18 protein-coding genes and 1 pseudogene are annotated in these 17352 nt (G+C 66.9%); 8 read left to right on the top strand and 11 right to left on the bottom strand.

Annotation, left to right across the window (positions count from 1 at the left end; all coding sequences use genetic code 11):
• A pseudogene (locus HLA95_RS25475) lies at positions 1 to 119 on the top strand (IS5/IS1182 family transposase); the annotation flags it as partial.
• Positions 120 to 1133: an ATP-binding protein gene (locus tag HLA95_RS25470; RefSeq protein ID WP_191062089.1), complete on the top strand. Its 1014-nt coding sequence runs from the start codon at positions 120 to 122 to the stop codon at positions 1131 to 1133.
• A 74-nt stretch (positions 1134 to 1207) separates the two neighbouring features.
• Here HLA95_RS25470 and HLA95_RS25465 read toward each other — a convergent pair whose 3' ends face one another.
• The 5 genes from HLA95_RS25465 to HLA95_RS25445 form a co-directional block, all read right to left on the bottom strand.
• Positions 1208 to 1426, bottom strand: coding sequence for a phospholipase D-like domain-containing protein (locus HLA95_RS25465; protein WP_191062088.1), 219 nt, complete (start codon positions 1424 to 1426; stop codon positions 1208 to 1210).
• A gap of 111 nt (positions 1427 to 1537) precedes the next feature.
• Positions 1538 to 3424 carry an acyltransferase family protein gene (locus HLA95_RS25460; protein ID WP_222184930.1) on the bottom strand — a complete coding sequence of 629 codons (1887 nt, stop codon included), beginning with the start codon at positions 3422 to 3424 and terminating at the stop codon, positions 1538 to 1540.
• Between the two features lie 236 nt (positions 3425 to 3660).
• Entirely contained in the window at positions 3661 to 5220 is a 1560-nt protein-coding gene (locus tag HLA95_RS25455) for a phospholipase D family protein (RefSeq protein ID WP_191060821.1), read from the bottom strand.
• Positions 5221 to 5272: 52 nt separating this feature from the next.
• Positions 5273 to 6124: an endonuclease/exonuclease/phosphatase family protein gene (locus HLA95_RS25450; RefSeq protein WP_191060820.1), complete on the bottom strand. Its 852-nt coding sequence runs from the start codon at positions 6122 to 6124 to the stop codon at positions 5273 to 5275.
• Between the two features lie 110 nt (positions 6125 to 6234).
• Positions 6235 to 7743, bottom strand: a complete 1509-nt coding sequence (locus HLA95_RS25445) for a pyruvate kinase (RefSeq protein WP_255592248.1) — start codon at positions 7741 to 7743, stop codon at positions 6235 to 6237.
• Between the two features lie 315 nt (positions 7744 to 8058).
• Here HLA95_RS25445 and HLA95_RS25440 point away from each other — a divergent pair, with 315 nt between their 5' ends.
• The gene (locus HLA95_RS25440) at positions 8059 to 8496 is read left to right on the top strand and encodes a DUF4112 domain-containing protein (protein ID WP_191062450.1); all 438 of its coding nucleotides are present in this window, start codon (positions 8059 to 8061) and stop codon (positions 8494 to 8496) included.
• A 426-nt stretch (positions 8497 to 8922) separates the two neighbouring features.
• Positions 8923 to 9180, top strand: coding sequence for an IS3 family transposase (locus HLA95_RS28620; RefSeq protein ID WP_370467531.1), 258 nt, complete (start codon positions 8923 to 8925; stop codon positions 9178 to 9180).
• On the opposite strand, the gene HLA95_RS25430 is transcribed toward HLA95_RS28620, so the two are convergent.
• On the bottom strand, positions 9110 to 9316 hold the full coding sequence (locus HLA95_RS25430) for a hypothetical protein (RefSeq protein WP_191059470.1): 207 nt from the start codon (positions 9314 to 9316) through the stop codon (positions 9110 to 9112). The genes HLA95_RS28620 and HLA95_RS25430 overlap by 71 nt on opposite strands.
• 422 nt (positions 9317 to 9738) lie before the next feature.
• On the opposite strand from HLA95_RS25430, the gene HLA95_RS25425 reads away from it, so the two are divergent.
• Positions 9739 to 10005: a hypothetical protein gene (locus HLA95_RS25425; RefSeq protein ID WP_191059469.1), complete on the top strand. Its 267-nt coding sequence runs from the start codon at positions 9739 to 9741 to the stop codon at positions 10003 to 10005.
• 114 nt (positions 10006 to 10119) lie between these two features.
• Positions 10120 to 10365 (top strand): hypothetical protein, encoded by a 246-nt coding sequence (locus HLA95_RS25420; RefSeq protein WP_191059468.1) that lies wholly within the window; start codon positions 10120 to 10122, stop codon positions 10363 to 10365.
• Positions 10366 to 11002: 637 nt separating this feature from the next.
• Here HLA95_RS25420 and HLA95_RS25415 read toward each other — a convergent pair.
• A complete protein-coding gene (locus HLA95_RS25415) occupies positions 11003 to 11284 on the bottom strand; it encodes a hypothetical protein (protein ID WP_191059467.1) in 282 nt (93 codons plus the stop codon).
• A gap of 416 nt (positions 11285 to 11700) precedes the next feature.
• Here HLA95_RS25415 and HLA95_RS25410 point away from each other — a divergent pair, with 416 nt between their 5' ends.
• Complete coding sequence (locus tag HLA95_RS25410; RefSeq protein ID WP_222184928.1) at positions 11701 to 12147, top strand: hypothetical protein; 447 nt, start codon at positions 11701 to 11703, stop codon at positions 12145 to 12147.
• Between the two features lie 462 nt (positions 12148 to 12609).
• Here the strand turns inward: HLA95_RS25410 and HLA95_RS25405 are convergent, their stop codons facing one another.
• From HLA95_RS25405 to HLA95_RS25395, 3 genes are read right to left on the bottom strand one after another with little or no spacing between them, the layout of a single operon-like run.
• The gene (locus tag HLA95_RS25405) at positions 12610 to 13389 is read right to left on the bottom strand and encodes a 3-hydroxybutyrate dehydrogenase (RefSeq protein WP_191059465.1); all 780 of its coding nucleotides are present in this window, start codon (positions 13387 to 13389) and stop codon (positions 12610 to 12612) included.
• Between the two features lie 30 nt (positions 13390 to 13419).
• Positions 13420 to 14157, bottom strand: a complete 738-nt coding sequence (locus tag HLA95_RS25400) for an acetoacetate decarboxylase (RefSeq protein WP_191059464.1) — start codon at positions 14155 to 14157, stop codon at positions 13420 to 13422.
• A gap of 29 nt (positions 14158 to 14186) precedes the next feature.
• On the bottom strand, positions 14187 to 15359 hold the full coding sequence (locus HLA95_RS25395; protein WP_223861493.1) for a patatin-like phospholipase family protein: 1173 nt from the start codon (positions 15357 to 15359) through the stop codon (positions 14187 to 14189).
• A gap of 282 nt (positions 15360 to 15641) precedes the next feature.
• Between HLA95_RS25395 and HLA95_RS25390 the strand changes: the two genes are divergently transcribed.
• Positions 15642 to 16475 carry an AraC family transcriptional regulator gene (locus tag HLA95_RS25390; RefSeq protein WP_191059463.1) on the top strand — a complete coding sequence of 278 codons (834 nt, stop codon included), beginning with the start codon at positions 15642 to 15644 and terminating at the stop codon, positions 16473 to 16475.
• 150 nt (positions 16476 to 16625) lie between these two features.
• Here the strand turns inward: HLA95_RS25390 and HLA95_RS25385 are convergent, their stop codons facing one another.
• Complete coding sequence (locus HLA95_RS25385; RefSeq protein WP_191059462.1) at positions 16626 to 17048, bottom strand: hypothetical protein; 423 nt, start codon at positions 17046 to 17048, stop codon at positions 16626 to 16628.
• Positions 17049 to 17352: the final 304 nt, after the last annotated feature.

Here is a 17352-nt window from a genome sequence, read left to right as displayed (position 1 = left end):
TCGGCTGGATGGTTCGCTGGCGCCGCCTGGTGCGGGACTACGAGGCCAGGCTCGATGTGTCCGAAGCCTTCGTGCAGGTCGCCATGGGCAGCCTGCTGCTACGCCGCATCAGCCACTGAGTGCATTCTCAAACGGGCTCTCAGCGATATCAAAGCCTTTGTGACAAACTGGCTGAAATTGGTGGAGATGATCCATTAGAATTTGATAAAGTGATTGGCGAGATAGATTATGTAGAAAAACGCCTTGATCGTGTGAATACTGCAAGAAAGCTGATAGAAGAAATAGATGCTGATATTGACAAATGTAAAAGAAGTATTCTTGAGTTGCGACGTTCATTGACGAAAAGGCGGTCTGAGTTTGTTGGTCGAGTGTTGAGAGGTAACAAATATGTTCGAATCGATGTGGTGCCATATGGTGACATTGATGGTGTAGAGGGGGCTTTGCGGTCGCTACTAAATTGTCTTGGAGACAGGTTTTCCCGCGATTTCGAGAGTTTACTAGGCGGCCTGTCCCAAGCAAATTCGCCACTTGCGATGGAGCAAGAGGTTGAGGCTCTAAGAAATCGAATCGCCGCAGGGAAAGCAGGCTCGGCTGCGTATGGGGACTGTGCCGACAGACGCTTCCTAACGATGCTTCAGGGATTAGCAGGAGAGGTCATCGATAAGCTAGATATATGGTATCCAGAGGATACAGTCCAAGTACTGCATAGTCCGACTGGGAATGGTGATAACTTTAGGGCTATCAAGGAAGGGTCTCCTGGCCAGAAGACGGCAGCCTTGCTGGCGTTCTTGCTACCGTATGGAGATGATCCAATCATACTAGATCAACCTGAGGATGATCTAGACAATAATCTAGTGTACCGACTGATTGTAAAGCAAATTAAAGACATGAAAATTAGGCGGCAAGTGATTGTCGTAACTCACAATGCGAATATAGTTGTCAATGGCGATGCGGAGTATGTAGTCGCGTTGACGTCACGCGGTGGTCAAGCTCATATCGAGCGGCAAGGATGTCTGCAGGATGCAGAGGTGCGTAGGACAATATGCGAAGTAATGGAGGGAGGTCGTGAAGCGTTTGCGGAAAGATATAGGCGGATAGCTCTCAATGTAGATAAGCTAAAGGCAATTAGATAAGTGTTTAAAGATTTGAATGTTTACAACTGCGACTGCCCCGGCGGGTAGCTCATCACCGTTGAGACCACCCGCCGCTATAGTCCTGCCGTCGGTTCGTGCGGGTGCACCCACGGCCCATCCGGGCCGCGGTCCTGCCAGACGAGGCGGCCGTTCTCGGAGAGGACCGGGCGGTAGCTCTTCTGCGGGTCGGTCTCGTCGGGGAAGATGGCGCGGACCTCGGCCACCAGCTCTAGGTTCTCGAACACCACGCCCATCTCGCGGTTGAGCGAGACCCAGCGCGGGTCGAAGTCCATCTAGCCGATGAAGCCGCCCGCGTCGTCCATCGCGAAGGACCTCGTGTGCAGGCTGGCGCTGCCAGGGTGGAGAGCAGCCGGCCGTGACGCTCCATCCACCTATGACCGCCGCTAGTTGAGCAGAGGCGAGCCAGGGCGCCAGACGGCGCTGATGCGCTGAGCCACCAGCTTGGCACCCTGGAGGGTCAGGTGCCCGTAGTCGAACTGCACGGGCGTGCCGTCGTCGGTCATGCGGGTGCACTGGCCGCCGGGGCAGAGGATGTCGTGCATCGAGATGTAGCGGGCGGGGGTGGCGGCGACGACCCTGGCGAGGGCAGTGTCGAGGTCGCGCCGGCTGGTGTCCTGGGCGTGGGTGACGATGTCCGGGTCGCCGTGATGGACGCTCTGGGCGAGCAGGAGCGGGAATTCGCCCTCGTATTCCGGGGCCGGGCCCAGGACGACGATGTCGGGGGCGAAGCGCGCCAGGTGGGCGATGGTGGCCTCGATCCGGGGAAGGTCGGCGGAGCGCCAGCGTCCGGCGAGGATGATGCCGTCCAGCCTGGTCTTCGGCAGGAAGTCGTCGAAGACCTGGCGGATCAGCTCAGTGCAGCGGGCTTCGCCCGGGCCCCCGTGGAGGGGGCGGCAGCCGGTGGCGGTGGCTTGCAGGAAATGAATGTCGGGGAAGGTCAGGCTCAGGCCGCGCCAGAGATGGGCGGCATGGCTGTCGCCGACCACGAGATAGTCCGGCCGGGCCGGATCGGGCTCGAGGCATTGCTCGGGGCGGAACGGCAGGTCGGCGTCGAGCTGGGCACCGATCAGGCACTGGCCCGGGCGGAACTGGTAACGGTAGTCGGGAAGGGCGTGGTAGTCGGCATAGTGGGCGATGCGGACCACCTCGGCCGGGTATTGCCGCCAGCTGGCGCCGAAGCGGTCGACGCTGGCGCCGAGTGCCACCGAGGCGGCGATGACGGCAGCGCAACTCGCCAGGACCGGGCCGGAGCGGGTGCGGCGCAGGGCGGGGGTGCGGAACGGGGTCTCGACGAAGCGGTAGGAGAGGGTCGCCAGGAGGAGGGAGGCGGCGATCAGGCCGGCGGATTCGACGGGGGTGAGCTCCTGGCCGTGGAGGAGCCGGTAGAACACGATCAGCGGCCAGTGCCAGAGATAGAGCGAATAGGAGATGGCGCCGATGGCGACGAAGGGTCTGGTGCCCAGGAGTTGGCCGGTGCGGGTCGCTTCGGCGCAGGCGATGATCAGGGCAGCACCCAGGCAGGGCCAGAGCGCGTTCCAGCCGGGGAAGGGGTCGGCCGGAGACAGGCCGAACACCGCGTAGAGGAGCAGGAGCAGGCCGAGGACGGCACCGGTTTCGCGGGTCCGCTGGCCCAGCCGGGGCAGGGGGCAGATGGCGAGCAGGGCGCCGATGCCGAGCTCCCAGGCCCGGGTCGGCAGGAGATAGAAGGTCGTGGAGGGGGCAGCGGGCAGGCGGAGGACGCCCAGCAGGAAGGACAGGGCGACCAGGACAGCGACGGTGACAGCGAGGTGGCCGCGCAACCAGCGGTGCAGGACGAGCAGGAGGATCGGGAAGAACAGGTAGAACTGCTCCTCGATCGCCAGCGACCAGGTGTGCAGGAGGGGTTTCTGGTCGGCGGGGCCGTCGAAATAGCCGGATGTCTGCCAGAAGAAGACGTTGGACACGAACAGGGACGCCGCGACCACGCTGCGGCCGGTCTCGCGGAACTCGTTGGGGAGCATGACGATGCAGGCGACGGCGGCCGTCGCGAGCAGGACGACGGTCAGGGCCGGGACGATGCGCAGGATGCGGCGCTTGTAGAACTCGGCGATGGAGAAGCGGCCCTCCGCCAGCTCGGTCATGACGATGCTGGTGATCAGGTAGCCGGAGATGACGAAGAAGACGTCAACGCCGACGAAGCCGCCCTGAAACAGATCGACGCCGGCGTGGAATGCGAGAACGGGGACGATCGCCAGCGCGCGAAGCCCGTCGATATCTGACCGGTAACGCAAGAAATCTATCCGCCGAACAATTGGGTGCGCGTCGGTACATCGCAGGAACAGGCAGGTCAAACGGCGATCGGCGGGGGAACGGCGAAGTAGTGGTGTGTACTCCTTGCGGTAGGATGGAGTGCCGGCCAAGTCACCTTGGGCGGCAGTTTCACCGGCACCTCCTGCCCGTGCTCACGGTGCCCGCCGGGTGGTGGGGCCGGTGGCGGTGTTCGAACTGGCCTGCCGGTGATGGACGGTCAGAGCTGGGACTGGACGGGGAGGTAGCTGATCACGGTGGAGATCAGCCGGCGCGACAGGCCGGCGGCAGGCTCGTGGGGCTGGGTGCGGGGGCCGTCGGGGCCGCGGTCCTGCCAGCGCAGGCGGCCGTTTTCGGAAAGGGCCAGGCGGTAGCTTTTGTGCGGGTGGGTCTCATCCGCGAAGATGGCGCGGACCTCGGCCACCAGCTCTGGCTGCTCGAAGACCACGCCCATCTCGCAGTTGAGGGAGACGGAGCGCGGGTCGAAGTTCATCGAGCCGATGAAGCCGGCATGGTCGTCCACGGTGAAGGACTTGGTGTGCAGGCTGGCACTGCTGGAGCCGAACAGGGAGATGGCGCCGCGGTGCTTGTAGGGCTTCAGCTCGAACAGGGCGATGCCGGCGCGGAGCAAAGGATAGCGGCAGCGGATATAGGCGCCGTGGACGGCGGCGACGTCGGTGGCGGCCAGCGAGTTGGTCAGGATGGCGACGCTGATACCGCGCTCGGCCATGCCGGTGAGCTCGCGGGTGAAGGCGTCGCCGGGGATGAAATAGGGGGAGATGATCTCCAGGCGGTCCTTGGCGGAGAGGAGGAGGGGGCGCAGCGCCCAGATCAGCCAGTTCTTCTGGCCGTTGCCCTCGGCCTTTTCCGGCGGGTCCCAGACGATCCTGGTCCGCTGGCTCCAGTGGAGCCGGGCGCGGTCGTGGATCAGGGTCTCGACCGAGGCGCGCTCGGCGACGCGGGCGAGATAGGGGCGCACGCGCTCGTCGTTGTGCAGGCTTTCCAGGTGGCGGCGCAGGCGGGGCAGGTGGGAGGCGCGGCGCCGGGCCAGGCGCAGGAGCGGGATGGTGGCCGCACTGTTCCAGTAGGCGTCGAACACGCGCTCGGTCTGCGCCACGGCGCGGCCCAGGAGGAGCAGGTCGAGGTCGCGGAAATTGGCGGGGGAGCCGGCGCCGAAATAGGCGTCGCCGATGTTGCGGCCGCCCACGATGGCGATGCGGCCGTCCGCGATCCAGGCCTTGTTGTGCATGCGCCGGTTCACGCGGAACGCGCGCAGGAGCATTTCCAGGCCGCGGCGCAGCCGGTCGCCGCGGTTGCGCGCGGGGTTGAACAGGCGGACCTCGATGTTCGGGTGCGCGTTCAGGCCGAGCGAGGCGATGTCGTTGCCGCGCAGGTTGATGTCGTCGAGCAGGAGGCGGACGCGCACGCCGCGGTCGGCGGCTTTGAGCACCTCCTCGATCATGAGGCGGCCGGTCAGGCCGTCGTCCTCCCAGATGTAATATTGGAGATCCAGGCTGCGGCCGGCCTGGCGGGCGGACAAAGCGCGGGCGGCGAAGGCGTCGAGGTTGGAGGCCAGGAGGAGGAGGCCGCTCTGGTTTTCGTGCTCGGCCAGGAGCGGGGCCGCCAGGCGGTCGAGCGCGGTGGCGTCGGGGGAGACCGGCAGGGCGTGAGCGGGCTTGCCGCGGGCTTGGCGGGCGAAGCGGCCAAAGGAATAGACGGCGAGGACCGAGGCCAGCACGAAGCAGAGGATCAGCAGGGCAAGGACGAGCAGCGGACGCATGTCACCTCGGGCGGACCTGGCGCTCGGCTCCTAGCACGGGCCGGATGCGCGGTCAGGCCGCAAGCGCTGCCGCGGCGTCGGTGCGGACCGCATGGGCCAGGTCGATGCGCGCCTTGATCGGCAGGTGGTCCGAGGCGACCCGTGCCAGGCGGGAATCGTGGACCTCGATGCTGGTGATCATGGCCGAGGGATTGGCCAGGATCCGGTCCAGGGCGAACATCGGGAAGCGCGAGGGAAAGCTCGGCAGGGCCGGGGTGAGCGGGCCGAACGAGGGGTCGAGGCGCAGGAGCGAGGAGCGCTGGCCCAGGCGCCATTCGTTGAGGTCGCCCATGAGCAGGGTCGGGCGCTCGGTGCGCTGCTCCATGGCGGCCAGGATCGCCTCGGCCTGCTGGGCACGCGAGCGGCGCAGCAGGCCCAGATGGGCGGCGATGATCCGCAGCGGGCCGGCTTCCAGGTCGAGATCGACCACGAGCGCACCGCGCGGCTCCACGCCGGGCAGGCGGATCTGGTGGATGTCGGCGACCGCACCCGCCTTGAACAGGATGACGTTGCCGTGCCAGCCATGGCAGAGCCGGGTGTGCGCGCGCACCGGGACGGCGACCAGGCCGCACTGGCGCTCCAGCCATTGGAGGTCGAGCAGGCCGGCGCGGTCGCCGAAGCGCTGGTCGGCTTCCTGGAGCGCCATCACGTCCGGGCCGATCTCCGCGATCACCTCGGCGATGCGGGCAGGGTCGAAGCGCTTGTCGGTGCCGACGCACTTGTGGACGTTGTAGGAGGCGATCAGGGTTTGCGGCCCGCCGCCGTCGCGTGCTGCCCGATAGCTCCGGCGCTCGCCGTTCAGCACCGAACGGATCGGGGAGGGCAGGATCTGGGCCGGCAGGGTCTGCCGGCCAGGGGACCGCATTCTCTTCAGCACCGTGCTCGTCACCTCGGGGTGGGGGCAGGGCCGGCCGCAGGAGACCAGCCACAGCAACCCTAGATAGGCACGATCGCGGCGCTTGTCATCGGGGGCCGTTACCAGGCGTTCAAGGCGCGCAGCATCGCGGTCTTCTTGAACTGGTGGGCGTCCATGCGGCCGAGCAGGCGGTCGAGCAGGGCCACGGCCGCGGGCAGTTCCGGGCCCTTGTTCAGCATGACGCATTCGGCGCGCGCGGCCATGGCGGCGTCCGTCATCTCGCCACGCGACGGCGTGCCCTCCTTGACCATGCTTTCCAGCACCTGGGTCGCCCAGATCACCGGGACCGAGGCGGCCTCGCCCAGCCACAATATCTCCTCCTGCATCTCCGCCAGCCGCTCGAAGCCGATCTCGGCGGCGAGGTCGCCGCGCGCGATCATCACGCCGAACGGCCAGCGGCCGGCGGCGCGCGCGATCAGGGCCGGCAGGTTGCGCACCGCTTCGGGCCGCTCGATCTTGGCGATCAGCCCGAGCGGGCGGTCCGGGCGGCCATGGCGGGCCACCGCCTCCTCCAGCAGGTCGAGGTCGGAGGGGTCGGCCACGAACGAGTAGCCCAGCATGTCGGCCAGCTCGAGCACGGCCCCCAGGTCGGTCTGGTCCTTGCCGGTGAGCGGCGAGAGCCCGAGTGCCGTGTCGGGCAGGTTCAGGCCCTTTTCGGGCTTGAGCCGGCTGCCGGTGGGCTTGACCCTGGTGACGCGCAGGATGGCCTCGCCCGGTTCGGCCGTCTCGACCACGGCCTCGACCTTGCCGTCATTGTAGAGCACCCGGTCGCCCGGCCGGAGCCGGGTCACCAGCTCAGGCAGGGAGACCAGGGCGGTGAACGGCAGGTCCAGCGGCGGCATCGGCGTGCCGCTGGCGACCAGGCGGAAGCGGCTGCCCAGGAACAGCCGGGCCTTGCGGCTCTGGGCGGCCACCGCCTCCAGCCGGATCTTGGGCCCGGCAATGTCCATCAGCACCGCGACCGGGCGGCCATGGGCAGCACCGGCGGCGCGCACATGGGCGGCCATCCGCTCCCAGGCGGCGCGATCGTCATGGGCGCAGTTGATCCGCGCCACGTCCATGCCTCGGCGGACCAGCTCCAGGCTGAGCTCGGGATCGTCGGCGGCCTCGCTGGGCAGCGTCACCATGATCCGGCTGCGCCGGTGGCCGCAGGGCGGACCCAGCAGCCGGTCGGTGGCAGCGGCAAGGGCGGTCTCGCCGGCGAAGAAGGCGTCGGGCTCGGGCGAGGCCACCGGCCGCGGCCGGCCGGCCAGGGCCGCGAGTGCTACTGCAACCGCATCCAGGGTCGGCATGACCCGGCCCTCGAGGCGGCCCAGCGACGACAGGCCGTGCGGCATCAGCCGACGCTGCAGGCCGCGCATGTCGTGGCGGCGCAGCGCGATATAGTGGCCGAAATTGGCCAGGCCCGGCCAGGAGGCGGCCTTGTCGCCGGCCTCTTCCAGTATTTCCCGGCAGATCGCGGCACCATCCTCCGCGACCGCCGCACGCAGCGCGTTCACCTCCTCCAGCAGAGCGAAAAGCTCCTGGCCGGCCTGGGAGTGCAGCGGAACGACAGCGGCAGTAGCCATGATCCTGGTTTCTTCCTTTCTTCTAGAAAAACAGAGTGCAGCCGCGTGACGGCCGCACCGACCCATTATGCCAGAACCTGCCGCCTGGGTCCACCGGGTGCCGCTAGGAAGAACTTCAGCCTAGTTCAAGAGGCGGCGAAGTAAATTCTGCGGTAGCGCAAGACGCCGCTTGCGGATCTTGAAAGCCGGTTTGCCGGGGCCAACTAGTTTTTTCGTGAAGTCCGGGCCCCTCTGGTGGTCCCCGCCGGGATCATGATGTCGGACACCACCTGACCAGACTGCGTTCGCAGCGGCTGTTCATCCAGGAGGTATCCCATGCGGTCTGCTTCTTCTCCCCGTCGTCCGACCAAGCTCGATGCCCAGGAGGTCGCCGCGGTACGCCGCCGGCTGGAGATGCTGGCCCGGGTGATGGACAGCGCGGTGCGCGTGCCGGGCACCAATTTCCGCTTCGGCGCGGACGCCGCGCTGAACATCGTGCCGGGTGTGGGCACCGCGTTCGCCAAGGTGATGTCGGCCTACCTGATCTGGGAGGCGCGGCGCCTAGGCGTGCCGGCCCGCACGCTGGCCAAGATGGTCGGCCATGTCGGCGTCGACTTCGCCATCAGCATCGTGCCGCTGATCGGCTGGGTGGGCGACGCGTTCTACAAGTCCAACCTGAAGAACATGGCGCTGCTGCGGGCCCATCTGGACGAAATGGACGGGATCGTCGAGGTAACGCCCGATCGGGTCGGCCACCCGATCGTGATGGCGTAGCGACGCTCCTCCAAATGGGCAGCGGCTCGCGGGGGGCCGGCGTGGAGCGCTCGGCGATCGGTGATCGCCGAGCCTGTTGCCATGACCGAGCGACGTCGCCGGTACCCGGCTGACCGGTTGGACCGCGGGTGCGCGCTCCTTGCGCCATTGCTGGAGAAGCACGCCCGTCATGGGCGGCGGCTGAAGTGGCCGAGGCGGCGGGCCGCCGACTGAAGCGGGCGCTCTCGGTCTCGGCGCCAAAAGGGCCTGGAGGCCGACATCACCTATCTGCCAATGAGTGCGGGTGGCGCTACCTCGCCATCGTGCTCGACCTCGTGACCCGCAAGGTCGTCGGCGGCTGCGGCCTGCTCATCACAGCGACCGCGGCAGCCAGTATGCCGCCAAGCAGTCGATGAGCCGAACTGGCGGCTGCTATGACCATGCACCATCAGAAGCTTCTTCCACACCTTGAAGATGGAACTCGCCCATCAGCGTCGATGGGCAACCCGGGCAGGAGTCCGGCGTAACCTGTTTGCCGATATTGAAGCCTATTACTACCGACAGCGCATCCACTTGGCCCTGAGCTGGCTCAAGCCTGACCAGGCAACTGCAGGAGGCTGTTCGAGTTCTTTGCCTAGGCCCGGTCCTGACGGCAGGCCGCCAGTTCCATGCGGAAGCAGGCGAGCGCGGTTTCCAGGGCGGTGAAGGAATTCTCGGCGATCGCTACCCATTCGGGCGAGCCGTAGCCCTTGGCCTCGTGCAGGAGCCGGCGCTGCTGGGCCAGCCGCGCTTCGGCAGCGGCCACGCGGCGGCTGGCGGTGGCGAGTCGTCGATTCGTCATGCTTCCTCTGGCCTCGCTGGGAGCAGGAACCTAACGGCCGTAGGCGGCCGCCCGTTCCCCAGCAGAAAACGGCGCAAACCAGCATCCATATTCCGCCCGACCTGGTCCAGTAGGACGCGGCATGTTGACCGGGTCTGGCCGGGATGGTGCCTGCACCAGGCGGATGGCCGCACCGGCCGGCGCATGGACGGGTTGCGTCCCATCACCGCCGATGGAGGCGGCGCTGGCAGCCGGCACGCGCTCCGCCGCCTGGCGGGCTTTTTGGGGCGGTTCGGGCCCCGACGTCCGGGGCAGATGATGTCGGGACGGGTTCCCGCAGGGGCACTGCCGCTCTATATGACAGGTACTGCCCGCCTTGGTTCCCGGCGCGGGTGGCTGAGAGAGGTACGTGTGCTCCCGCCCAACCTGCGCGAGTACACGCCATGTCTTCCCCTATCTCCCACTCCGTTACCCCGGCGTTCCCGCTCGATCATGCGCTCCTGCATGCCCGGCTCGCGGCTGCAGAGGACCGCCTGGCCGCAGGCGATCTGCGACTGGCACGGATGCGGGCCTGCCTGGCCCGGCAGCGTGGGTTCCGGCTGAACCCGAAGGGCGGTGCGGCGACCCTGCGGGCCATGGAGTACGTGCAGGTACAGTGGCAGCACCAGCGCCGGACGCTGCTGGACCAGCTCTGGCTCGATGGTGGCTGAGCGGCTCCTGTGGCCCAGATGCCACGCCGCACTATTGCGCGCGACGCGGCGCGGCACCGACCGGTTTATCAACCGTTGGTAGCCGCGCAGGACGGCCAGTGGATCGCAGGGCAGATGGAACAAGAAGTGCGTCTGGAAGTGCTGGAGCGGCGGATCGAAGCCACTGCGGCGCGCCTCGAGGATCAGCGGGCACGGCTCGCCTGGCGGCAGCGGCAAGGCCATGGCACGGCCGAGGCGAGCGTCCTGCTGGGCCATCTCGAGGACACGCTGGCGCTGCTGTTGCGGCGGCGCAGCGCGATCACCCTGCCCGGTTGGCTAGGGCTGCGTCCCGTCCCGTGCGATGGGACCGAATTGCCGTGAGGCCGCTGCAGGTGAGGCGCGGGTCGGCATAGGCAGCACCAAGCGGGTTATTACGGGCTGGACGGAGGTCTCTCCCACCTGGGTCGGCTGCGCGGGCAATCGGGTCGTCGCCCGTTCTCGCATCTCGGCTGGCGCGATCGAGTGTGCGCCGGTACTGCCCGTCGTCCGGTCCCCGAAGGTGCAGACCCGTAGGTGGTCCTGGCTACCTGTGAGGTACACGAGATCATAGCCCTTTCGGCTTCGAGGCAGGCGGCCGGAAAGGGTTCTGCGAGGGGCGGCGGCAGCCCGGATCCTCGGCTACCAGGACGCCGCGTCCGGATGTGCCACCCCTTCGCTCCCGATCAGCTCGATGGACATGCCGCTATGGCCGTAGCCGCGTCCATGTCGCCGGCACGCCCATCATCACGAATCAGTGTTCCTGACTGGCCGTCATGCCGGGACTATACAGCTAGGCGGCGAGCTGGCGGGGCGAGCGCAGGCCGTCCATCGGTCGCGGCGTTCAGGCGTGCGGACCACCGTGATGGTCTCGGCCATCATCCAGTCGGCCGCGGCATGGCGGCCGTCCGGCCCTCCGGTTCCGCCGTTCAGGACGTGGCGCCGATGCCGGTTCGGGCGGCGCGCTGCCATGCGAACAAGCCTACTTCGCCGAGAGATTGGCGAACATCAGCACCTTGCGCTCGAGATCGAAGGTGGTGTGGCCGCTCGCGGCGAACAGCTTCAGCATGGGATCCAGGTCCTCGGCATCGACGTCCAGGATGTACTCCTCCACCCCGTTGTCGAGGATGAGCTGGACCGTGAACACGCCCGGCTCGCCGCGTGCTCGCTCCGTCCAGGACGCCTGGTATTCGGTCACCTGACGCACCTTGAAGCGCCGCTCCAGCGCCTGCTCGCTCTGCTCGTTCCGCTGGGGATCCGCCATGGCGGTTCCTTCCTGACTGGGTGACGGGACGACCTGCGTCCCGTCGCCTCAATCGCCGGACTGCGGCGGGGTTCCGATTCGGTCACTCCGGGTTCTGGGTATTCTGCCCCTGGCGCTGCTCAGCCCGGCCGATCCGGCGGGAATGGAACGGCTCATGTCCAGGTTGCAGCGTAATGCGCGGAAACCGGTATTGATCACGATTCTCGCAAGAGCTACAATAGGTCTTATGATTTACTGATGAAAAATTTGTGATGCGAGCCGTGATCTTAATTGTTTCTTTAATATTTTCCGCCGCAGCGAGCGCTGAGGGCTGGTTCTGGTATCCTGCCATGCCCGGCGATGGGAATGCGTGCGTGGCCGGCACGCCGAATACGAGCCCGGGCACGCTCCTCGCCGAAATCCATGGCGGCTCGAATGTGCAGGGGTTTGCGGAGCGCACGCCCGACGGCAAGGGCACCCTGCTGACCATCGCGGTCGACAATGGCCGCGAGGTCGAGCGCTACTACTACACCGACAGCGAGCCGACCTGCCGGGACATCCTGCCCCTCGTCGCCGAGAAATACGCCGAGCAGGACAAGGCTCGTGCGGAGGGCACCCTCCCGCCCGGATCGGACGAGACCTGGCATGTCCTGGCGTCCCGGAGCGAATGCGTGCCGATCCATGAAGTGTTCTCGGGCAGCCGTCATCCGGAGGAGGTCTATCAGGTGGTTGCCGGGAAGGTCGCGTCGTTCGCGCTGAGGCCGATGGGTGAACGCGGCTTCGTGCTGGAGGAGCAGAGCGGCCGGACGCTGCCGGCCTACTTCATGTACGGCAAGCGCCTCTGCGACAAGGTCCGCATGTCGGTGTATGGGGCCGCCTACTAGATGACCGCCGGCAGAATTGCAGCCCGGGTCGGGCGGTGCGCCTTGGCATGCGGGGAATTGCCCGACCGGCGCATGGGATGGTCACCCGGCGACCCTATGTCGAGCGCCGGTCGGATCCGGCTTCGTCGCCCCGGATCGGCCCGGTCGGCGGGCTGGACCGCGGTCGAGGGCAAGACGGCATGCCGTCCGCGTGGTCATGGCGACCGGGCGGAAGCTGCCGGCGCGGATGGCCTTCTCGCCTTCCAGCGACCGGATAGCCTCCCGCTGCATGAGGCGGCTCGAGCACGTCGCCCGCGGGGAGGGTCGGCGTGGCCTCGTCCGGTTCCATCATGGCCGCCCGGGGTTGGGCCCGGGGACGGCCATCCAGGCGTGGCGGAGGAAGCTGGATGGCCGGGACGAGTCTGGCGGGGTCGGAGAAGAGCGGAGGCAGGTCGAGCGACGTGTGCGCCCGCAGGACCGGCCTCAGTTCATGCACCAGCCGTGGCTGACCACGATCGACTGGCCGGTCAGCGCATTGGTCGGGAAGGCGGCCAGGAACAAAGCGGTCTCGGCGACGTCGGCCACGGTGGTGAACTCGCCGTCGACGGTTTCCTTCAGCATCACCTTCTTGACCACGTCCTCCTCGGAGATGCCGAGTTCCTTGGACTGCTCGGGGATCTGCCGCTCGACCAGAGGCGTGCGCACGAAGCCCGGGCAGATCACGTTGGCGCGCACGCCATGGGCGGCACCCTCCTTGGCGACGACCTTGGCGAGGCCCAGGAGGCCATGCTTGGCGGTGACGTAGGGGGCTTTGAGGACCGAGGCTTCCTTGGAATGGACCGAGCCCATGTAGATCACGCTGCCGCCCTTCTGCTGGTACATCTGGCGCAGGGCCGCGCGGGTGGTGAGGAAGGCGCCGTCCAGGTGGATGGCCAGCATCTTCTGCCACTGGGTGAGCTCCAGCTCGACCAGCGGGGCCACGATCTGGATGCCGGCATTGCTGACCAGCACGTCGAGCCGGCCGAAGCGGTCGATCACCGCCTGGATGCCGGCATCGACCTGCTGCTCGTTGGCGACGTCCATGGCGATGCCCATGGCGCGCTCGCCGCTGGGGTCCAGTTCCCTGGCGGTGGCTGTCGCCGCTTCCGCGTTCAGGTCGGCGATCGCGACCTTGGCACCCTCGCGGACATAGACGGTGGCGATCTCCTTGCCGATGCCGCTGGCGGCCCCGGTGACGACGGCGACCTTGTCTTGCAGGCGCATGATGCAGCTCCTTGGCGAAAGCGAGGGGGTTCAGCCGAGATAGTCGTGGACGACCTTGCCCAGGCCAAGGGTCAGGTCGGCGATGACGTGGCTGGCGGAGACGATCTCCAGCACGGGCAGGTCGGCCACGGGGGCGAGCGCGTGGTGGGCGAGTTCCAGGGAGGCCGGTCCGCTCCAGGCACCCTCGAGCTCGATGTCCTCCAGATAATACTCGACCAGCTCGCAGATCCGGGCGGTGCCGTCCACGTGCGGGATGATCTTGAGCAGCCAGGTGGGGGTGCGCATCGAGGCCAGCACCACATCGGCATCCGCAGGCCGGTGCTTGTAGCCCATGGTGCCGGTGGCGACCCGCACCGAACCGTAGTCGAGCGTGCCGACCATCGTGTCGACATCGGCGCGCAAAGTCGGCTTGCCCAGCTTCTTGGGAAAGCCCCACAGCTCGCGGCCGCCGGCGATCGGCGGGTGGTCGTCCAGGAACATGCACAGCGTGTAGCCGCCCTTGCGGCCCTCGAAGCTCACCGGGATGACTTGGCCGCTCTCGGTATAGTCGCCAAAGCCGGTCGAATCTGCCATGCGGATGAACTCGAACTTGACGTGGGGCTCCTCCACCTGGAGCGGCTCCGGCACCAGGGCGCGCAGCCGGTCCGGGTCGGTGCGGTAGGTGATGATCAGATATTCGCGGTGGTAGAAGCGGTAGGGGCCCAGCGGGAAGGCCGGACTGGTCAGCGGCATGGCATAGGCGCGTTCCCGCACCTCGTCCTCGGTCATCGGCGTCTCGCTCCCGTGACGGGCAGGAACTATTCCCGGCCCTGATAGGCAAGGTCGAAGGTGAAGACTCCGTCCGGGCTCCGCGGGCGCTCCAGCACCTCGGGATGGCGCAGCGTGCGGACGGCGTCGTGGTAGCCGGCCTGCCAGTGCTCCTCCATGGTCCGCCGCGAGAACTCGTAGTCCTTGGCCGAGCCCTCGTAGCGCTTGGAGCGGTAGATCAGCTGGATGATGTTGTGGACCTTGTGGTCCGCCTCGGCCGTCAGCAGCGCCACGTCCGGGTCGTCCCGGCGTTCCGGGGGCAGGGACTGGAGCAGCCGGGAGAGCGCGTGGCGGAGCTGCTGGACGTGCTTGAACTGGTCGGTCATCGCCCGGGTCCGGCTGGAGAAGCGGATCTCCTTCTGCCGCACCTCGGCTTCCATCAGGGTGCGGGGCAGTTCGCCCCGGGCACTCCACAGGTCGACCTGGAAGGCCAGCGTGTCCCGGCGCGGCCGGCCCTCCAGCACCCATTGCAGGGGCGTGTTGGAGACGATCCCGCCGTCCCAGTAGAACTCGCCCTCGATCTCGGTGGCCGGGAAGCCCGGCGGCAGGGCGCCGCTGGCCATGATGTGCTCCGGGCCGATCGCCTGGCGCTCCGTGTCGAAATACACGAAGTTGCCGGTGCGCACGTTGACGGCACCCACGCTGAACCGGGTCTCGCCGCTGTTGATCCGGTCGAAGTCGACCAGGCGCTCCAGCGTGGCTTTGAGCGGCTGCACGTCATAGTAGCTGAGCGCCTCCGGGGCGCCCGGCGGCCAGAACATGGGCGGGAGCGGGCGCGGGCTGAAGAAGCCCTGGGCGCCGCCTAAGAGCACGCCGAATGCGGCGAGCTGGTTGACGGCGCTGCGGGCGAGGTCGCCCCGGATCTGGAGCTGGTCCAGCGTCGGCAGGCCGAACGGTGCGGTGCTGATCTCCTCCCAGAAGGCGCGCAGCCGCTCGACCCGCTTTTCCGGCGGGTTGCCGGCGATGAGCGCGGAGTTGATCGCGCCGATCGAGATGCCGGCGACCCAGTCCGGGTGGAGGCGGGCCTCGGCCAGCGCCTGATAGACCCCGGCCTGATAGGAGCCGAGCGCGCCGCCGCCCTGGAGCAGCAATGCGATGCACTCGAACGGCGGCCGCTCGGTGCAGACATGGCTCTTCTTCTTGGGCTTCAGTCGGTCGGTCACGGCACTCCTACCCGGGCAGGACAGGGAGGCAGGCAGGGCATCAGGCGCCAATTCCACCCCCGACAGGGTAGAACTACTTGTTGCGCGGATGGGGCGACGAGTCGACGACTTCTGGCCGCGTCACCCTGACGTCCGGCCAGTGGCGATTCGGGGAGTGACCCTGCGCAGGGCATGATCCGGCTGTTCATGGAAACAGAAAACAGGTAGATCTACATTCGACAGATGTAATAAGCGATGCTGTTGCGAGTGCCGGGGCCGTGTTCCCGGCACGGGTGATCGATCATGGACTGGAGGATCGCGCAGGCCGTCCGCGTGATGGAGCAGCAGATGGACGAGCCTGTCTGCTTCGCGGCGCTGGCACGGCGGCTGGGCCTGTCCACGACGCGGCTCCACCATCTGTTCGCCCAGGAGACCGGGATGCCGCCCGGCGCCTATCTGCGCCGCATCCGGCTGGATGCGGCGGCGATCCGGCTCTGCTGGACGCGCGACACGGCGGGGCAAATCTGCGTGCGGCTGGGCTATGCCAGCCAAGCCTCGTTCACCCAGGCCTTCATCCGGCGCTTCGGCTGCACGCCGCTGCAGTTCCGCCGCAGGTTCCGGGCAGGGCTCACGACGGAGGAGGGGACAGCGGGCTACGGCCCGGTCGGCATCCGGGAGGTCGACGGCTTCACGCTGGTGACGAAGCGCTATACCGGCGACCTGTACGCGGTGCGCGGCTACTGGCGGGACTTCGAGGATAGCCTGCGCCGGTGCGGCGTACCCCGGCACGGCGCGCTGTTCATCGGGATGATGTATGACGATCCGCGCCATACCCCGGTCGACCAACTGCGCTACGATTGCGGCATGACCATTCCCGGCGGGACCGGCCTGGACGAGGGCCGGTTGGCGCGGCATGGGCTGCACCGGTTCCAGACCCGCCCGGGCCGCTATGCCTGCCTGCGCTTCAAGGGCCCGCGGACGGCGGTGTTCGCGGCCTACCAGAGCCTGTGCGACCACTGGGCACGCGAAAGCCGCTTCACGGTCACGGACGATCCCGCGCTCGAGGTGCATGGCATTCCCCGGCACCACATGGATCCGCACGACCTGTCGTTCACGCTGATGCTGGCGCTCGAATAGTGGGAGCCGAGCATGATGCCGTGACAGCGCCACGCGGTACCCGATGGCTACGGTCATGCACGTCGGTCATGAAGTCCCCGTAGTTGCAGCACAATTCGAGTCAGCCGGGTGGCGACGAGACCGCAAGGTGGATCCGTACGTGTCCCATCTTCAGGCCCGAGGCTTCATCGACTGCATTTGGTCTATGGCATTCCGTACCTGGATCACCAGTCTCAGCGCGACAGTGATGAGGTAGGGCGGCTCGTCGATATTCCTGCCTGCGCGGAATTTCTCATCCTTCCAGTTGAGCTCGTCTGCCATTCCTTGGACGCGAACTCGATAATTACCGAGCTCAGTCTCGAATGCCTCCGGTGACGCGAACCGGTCGCCCGGAATTTCGGTGTCCTCTCCAAATTCCTGGGAGCGGTGATAGAGATCGTGGATAATACGGTTGCAGCTATGATACCAACTCTCATCGCGCGAACCTGAGTGATCCTGTAACTGTTTCATTGCAAAATGGAACCCTCCGTGGACGACGTTGTGCGTATCTGCCAGATATGCCAGACTAAAAAGCGCCCACTCGGATTTATTCATTTTCTATGCTCGCAATTACTTGTGCTGGGGCCTCATGTCCGAGGCGTGAGTTCGGCAGGACAGACCCAATCCGGTCGATGCAAGGGTTTCAAGCCGAGACACTAGCGCCACCGGCACGTTCAGCAACAGGGTCAGGCCCTGCATTTGCGCAAGATCAACCCAGGGATTGCCCAGCACGGCGCCGGCCGTAGTGAAGGCCTGGTCGCCTTGGCTGAGTAGCGAGCGTAGCCCAGCCTAGGTGTACGGTCCCGGGATGTGGTGTGACGGGTCGAGCCTGAACCGATCGGGCTCTTTGGCCCAGGTC

Origin of the sequence: Geminicoccus harenae (genome assembly GCF_019800005.1) — a bacterium.
GTDB lineage: Bacteria > Pseudomonadota > Alphaproteobacteria > Geminicoccales > Geminicoccaceae > Geminicoccus > Geminicoccus harenae.
Note: the sequence above shows the minus strand (reverse complement) of the source record. Positions and strands in the feature narration are given on the sequence as shown.

Bases quoted from the DNA above. Each gene is read 5' to 3' on its own strand.
- HLA95_RS25465 (WP_191062088.1), bottom strand. From the start codon at position 1,426: ATGGACTTCGACCCGCGCTGGGTCTCGCTCAACCGCGAGATGGGCGTG.
- HLA95_RS25455 (WP_191060821.1), bottom strand. From the start codon at position 5,220: ATGCGTCCGCTGCTCGTCCTTGCCCTGCTGATCCTCTGCTTCGTGCTG.
- HLA95_RS25450 (WP_191060820.1), bottom strand. From the start codon at position 6,124: ATGCGGTCCCCTGGCCGGCAGACCCTGCCGGCCCAGATCCTGCCCTCC.
- HLA95_RS25445 (WP_255592248.1), bottom strand. From the start codon at position 7,743: ATGGCTACTGCCGCTGTCGTTCCGCTGCACTCCCAGGCCGGCCAGGAG.
- HLA95_RS25440 (WP_191062450.1), top strand. From the start codon at position 8,059: ATGCGGTCTGCTTCTTCTCCCCGTCGTCCGACCAAGCTCGATGCCCAG.
- HLA95_RS25430 (WP_191059470.1), bottom strand. From the start codon at position 9,316: ATGACGAATCGACGACTCGCCACCGCCAGCCGCCGCGTGGCCGCTGCC.
- HLA95_RS25425 (WP_191059469.1), top strand. From the start codon at position 9,739: ATGTCTTCCCCTATCTCCCACTCCGTTACCCCGGCGTTCCCGCTCGAT.
- HLA95_RS25420 (WP_191059468.1), top strand. From the start codon at position 10,120: ATGGAACAAGAAGTGCGTCTGGAAGTGCTGGAGCGGCGGATCGAAGCC.
- HLA95_RS25415 (WP_191059467.1), bottom strand. From the start codon at position 11,284: ATGGCGGATCCCCAGCGGAACGAGCAGAGCGAGCAGGCGCTGGAGCGG.
- HLA95_RS25405 (WP_191059465.1), bottom strand. From the start codon at position 13,389: ATGCGCCTGCAAGACAAGGTCGCCGTCGTCACCGGGGCCGCCAGCGGC.
- HLA95_RS25400 (WP_191059464.1), bottom strand. From the start codon at position 14,157: ATGACCGAGGACGAGGTGCGGGAACGCGCCTATGCCATGCCGCTGACC.
- HLA95_RS25390 (WP_191059463.1), top strand. From the start codon at position 15,642: ATGGACTGGAGGATCGCGCAGGCCGTCCGCGTGATGGAGCAGCAGATG.
- HLA95_RS25385 (WP_191059462.1), bottom strand. From the start codon at position 17,048: ATGAATAAATCCGAGTGGGCGCTTTTTAGTCTGGCATATCTGGCAGAT.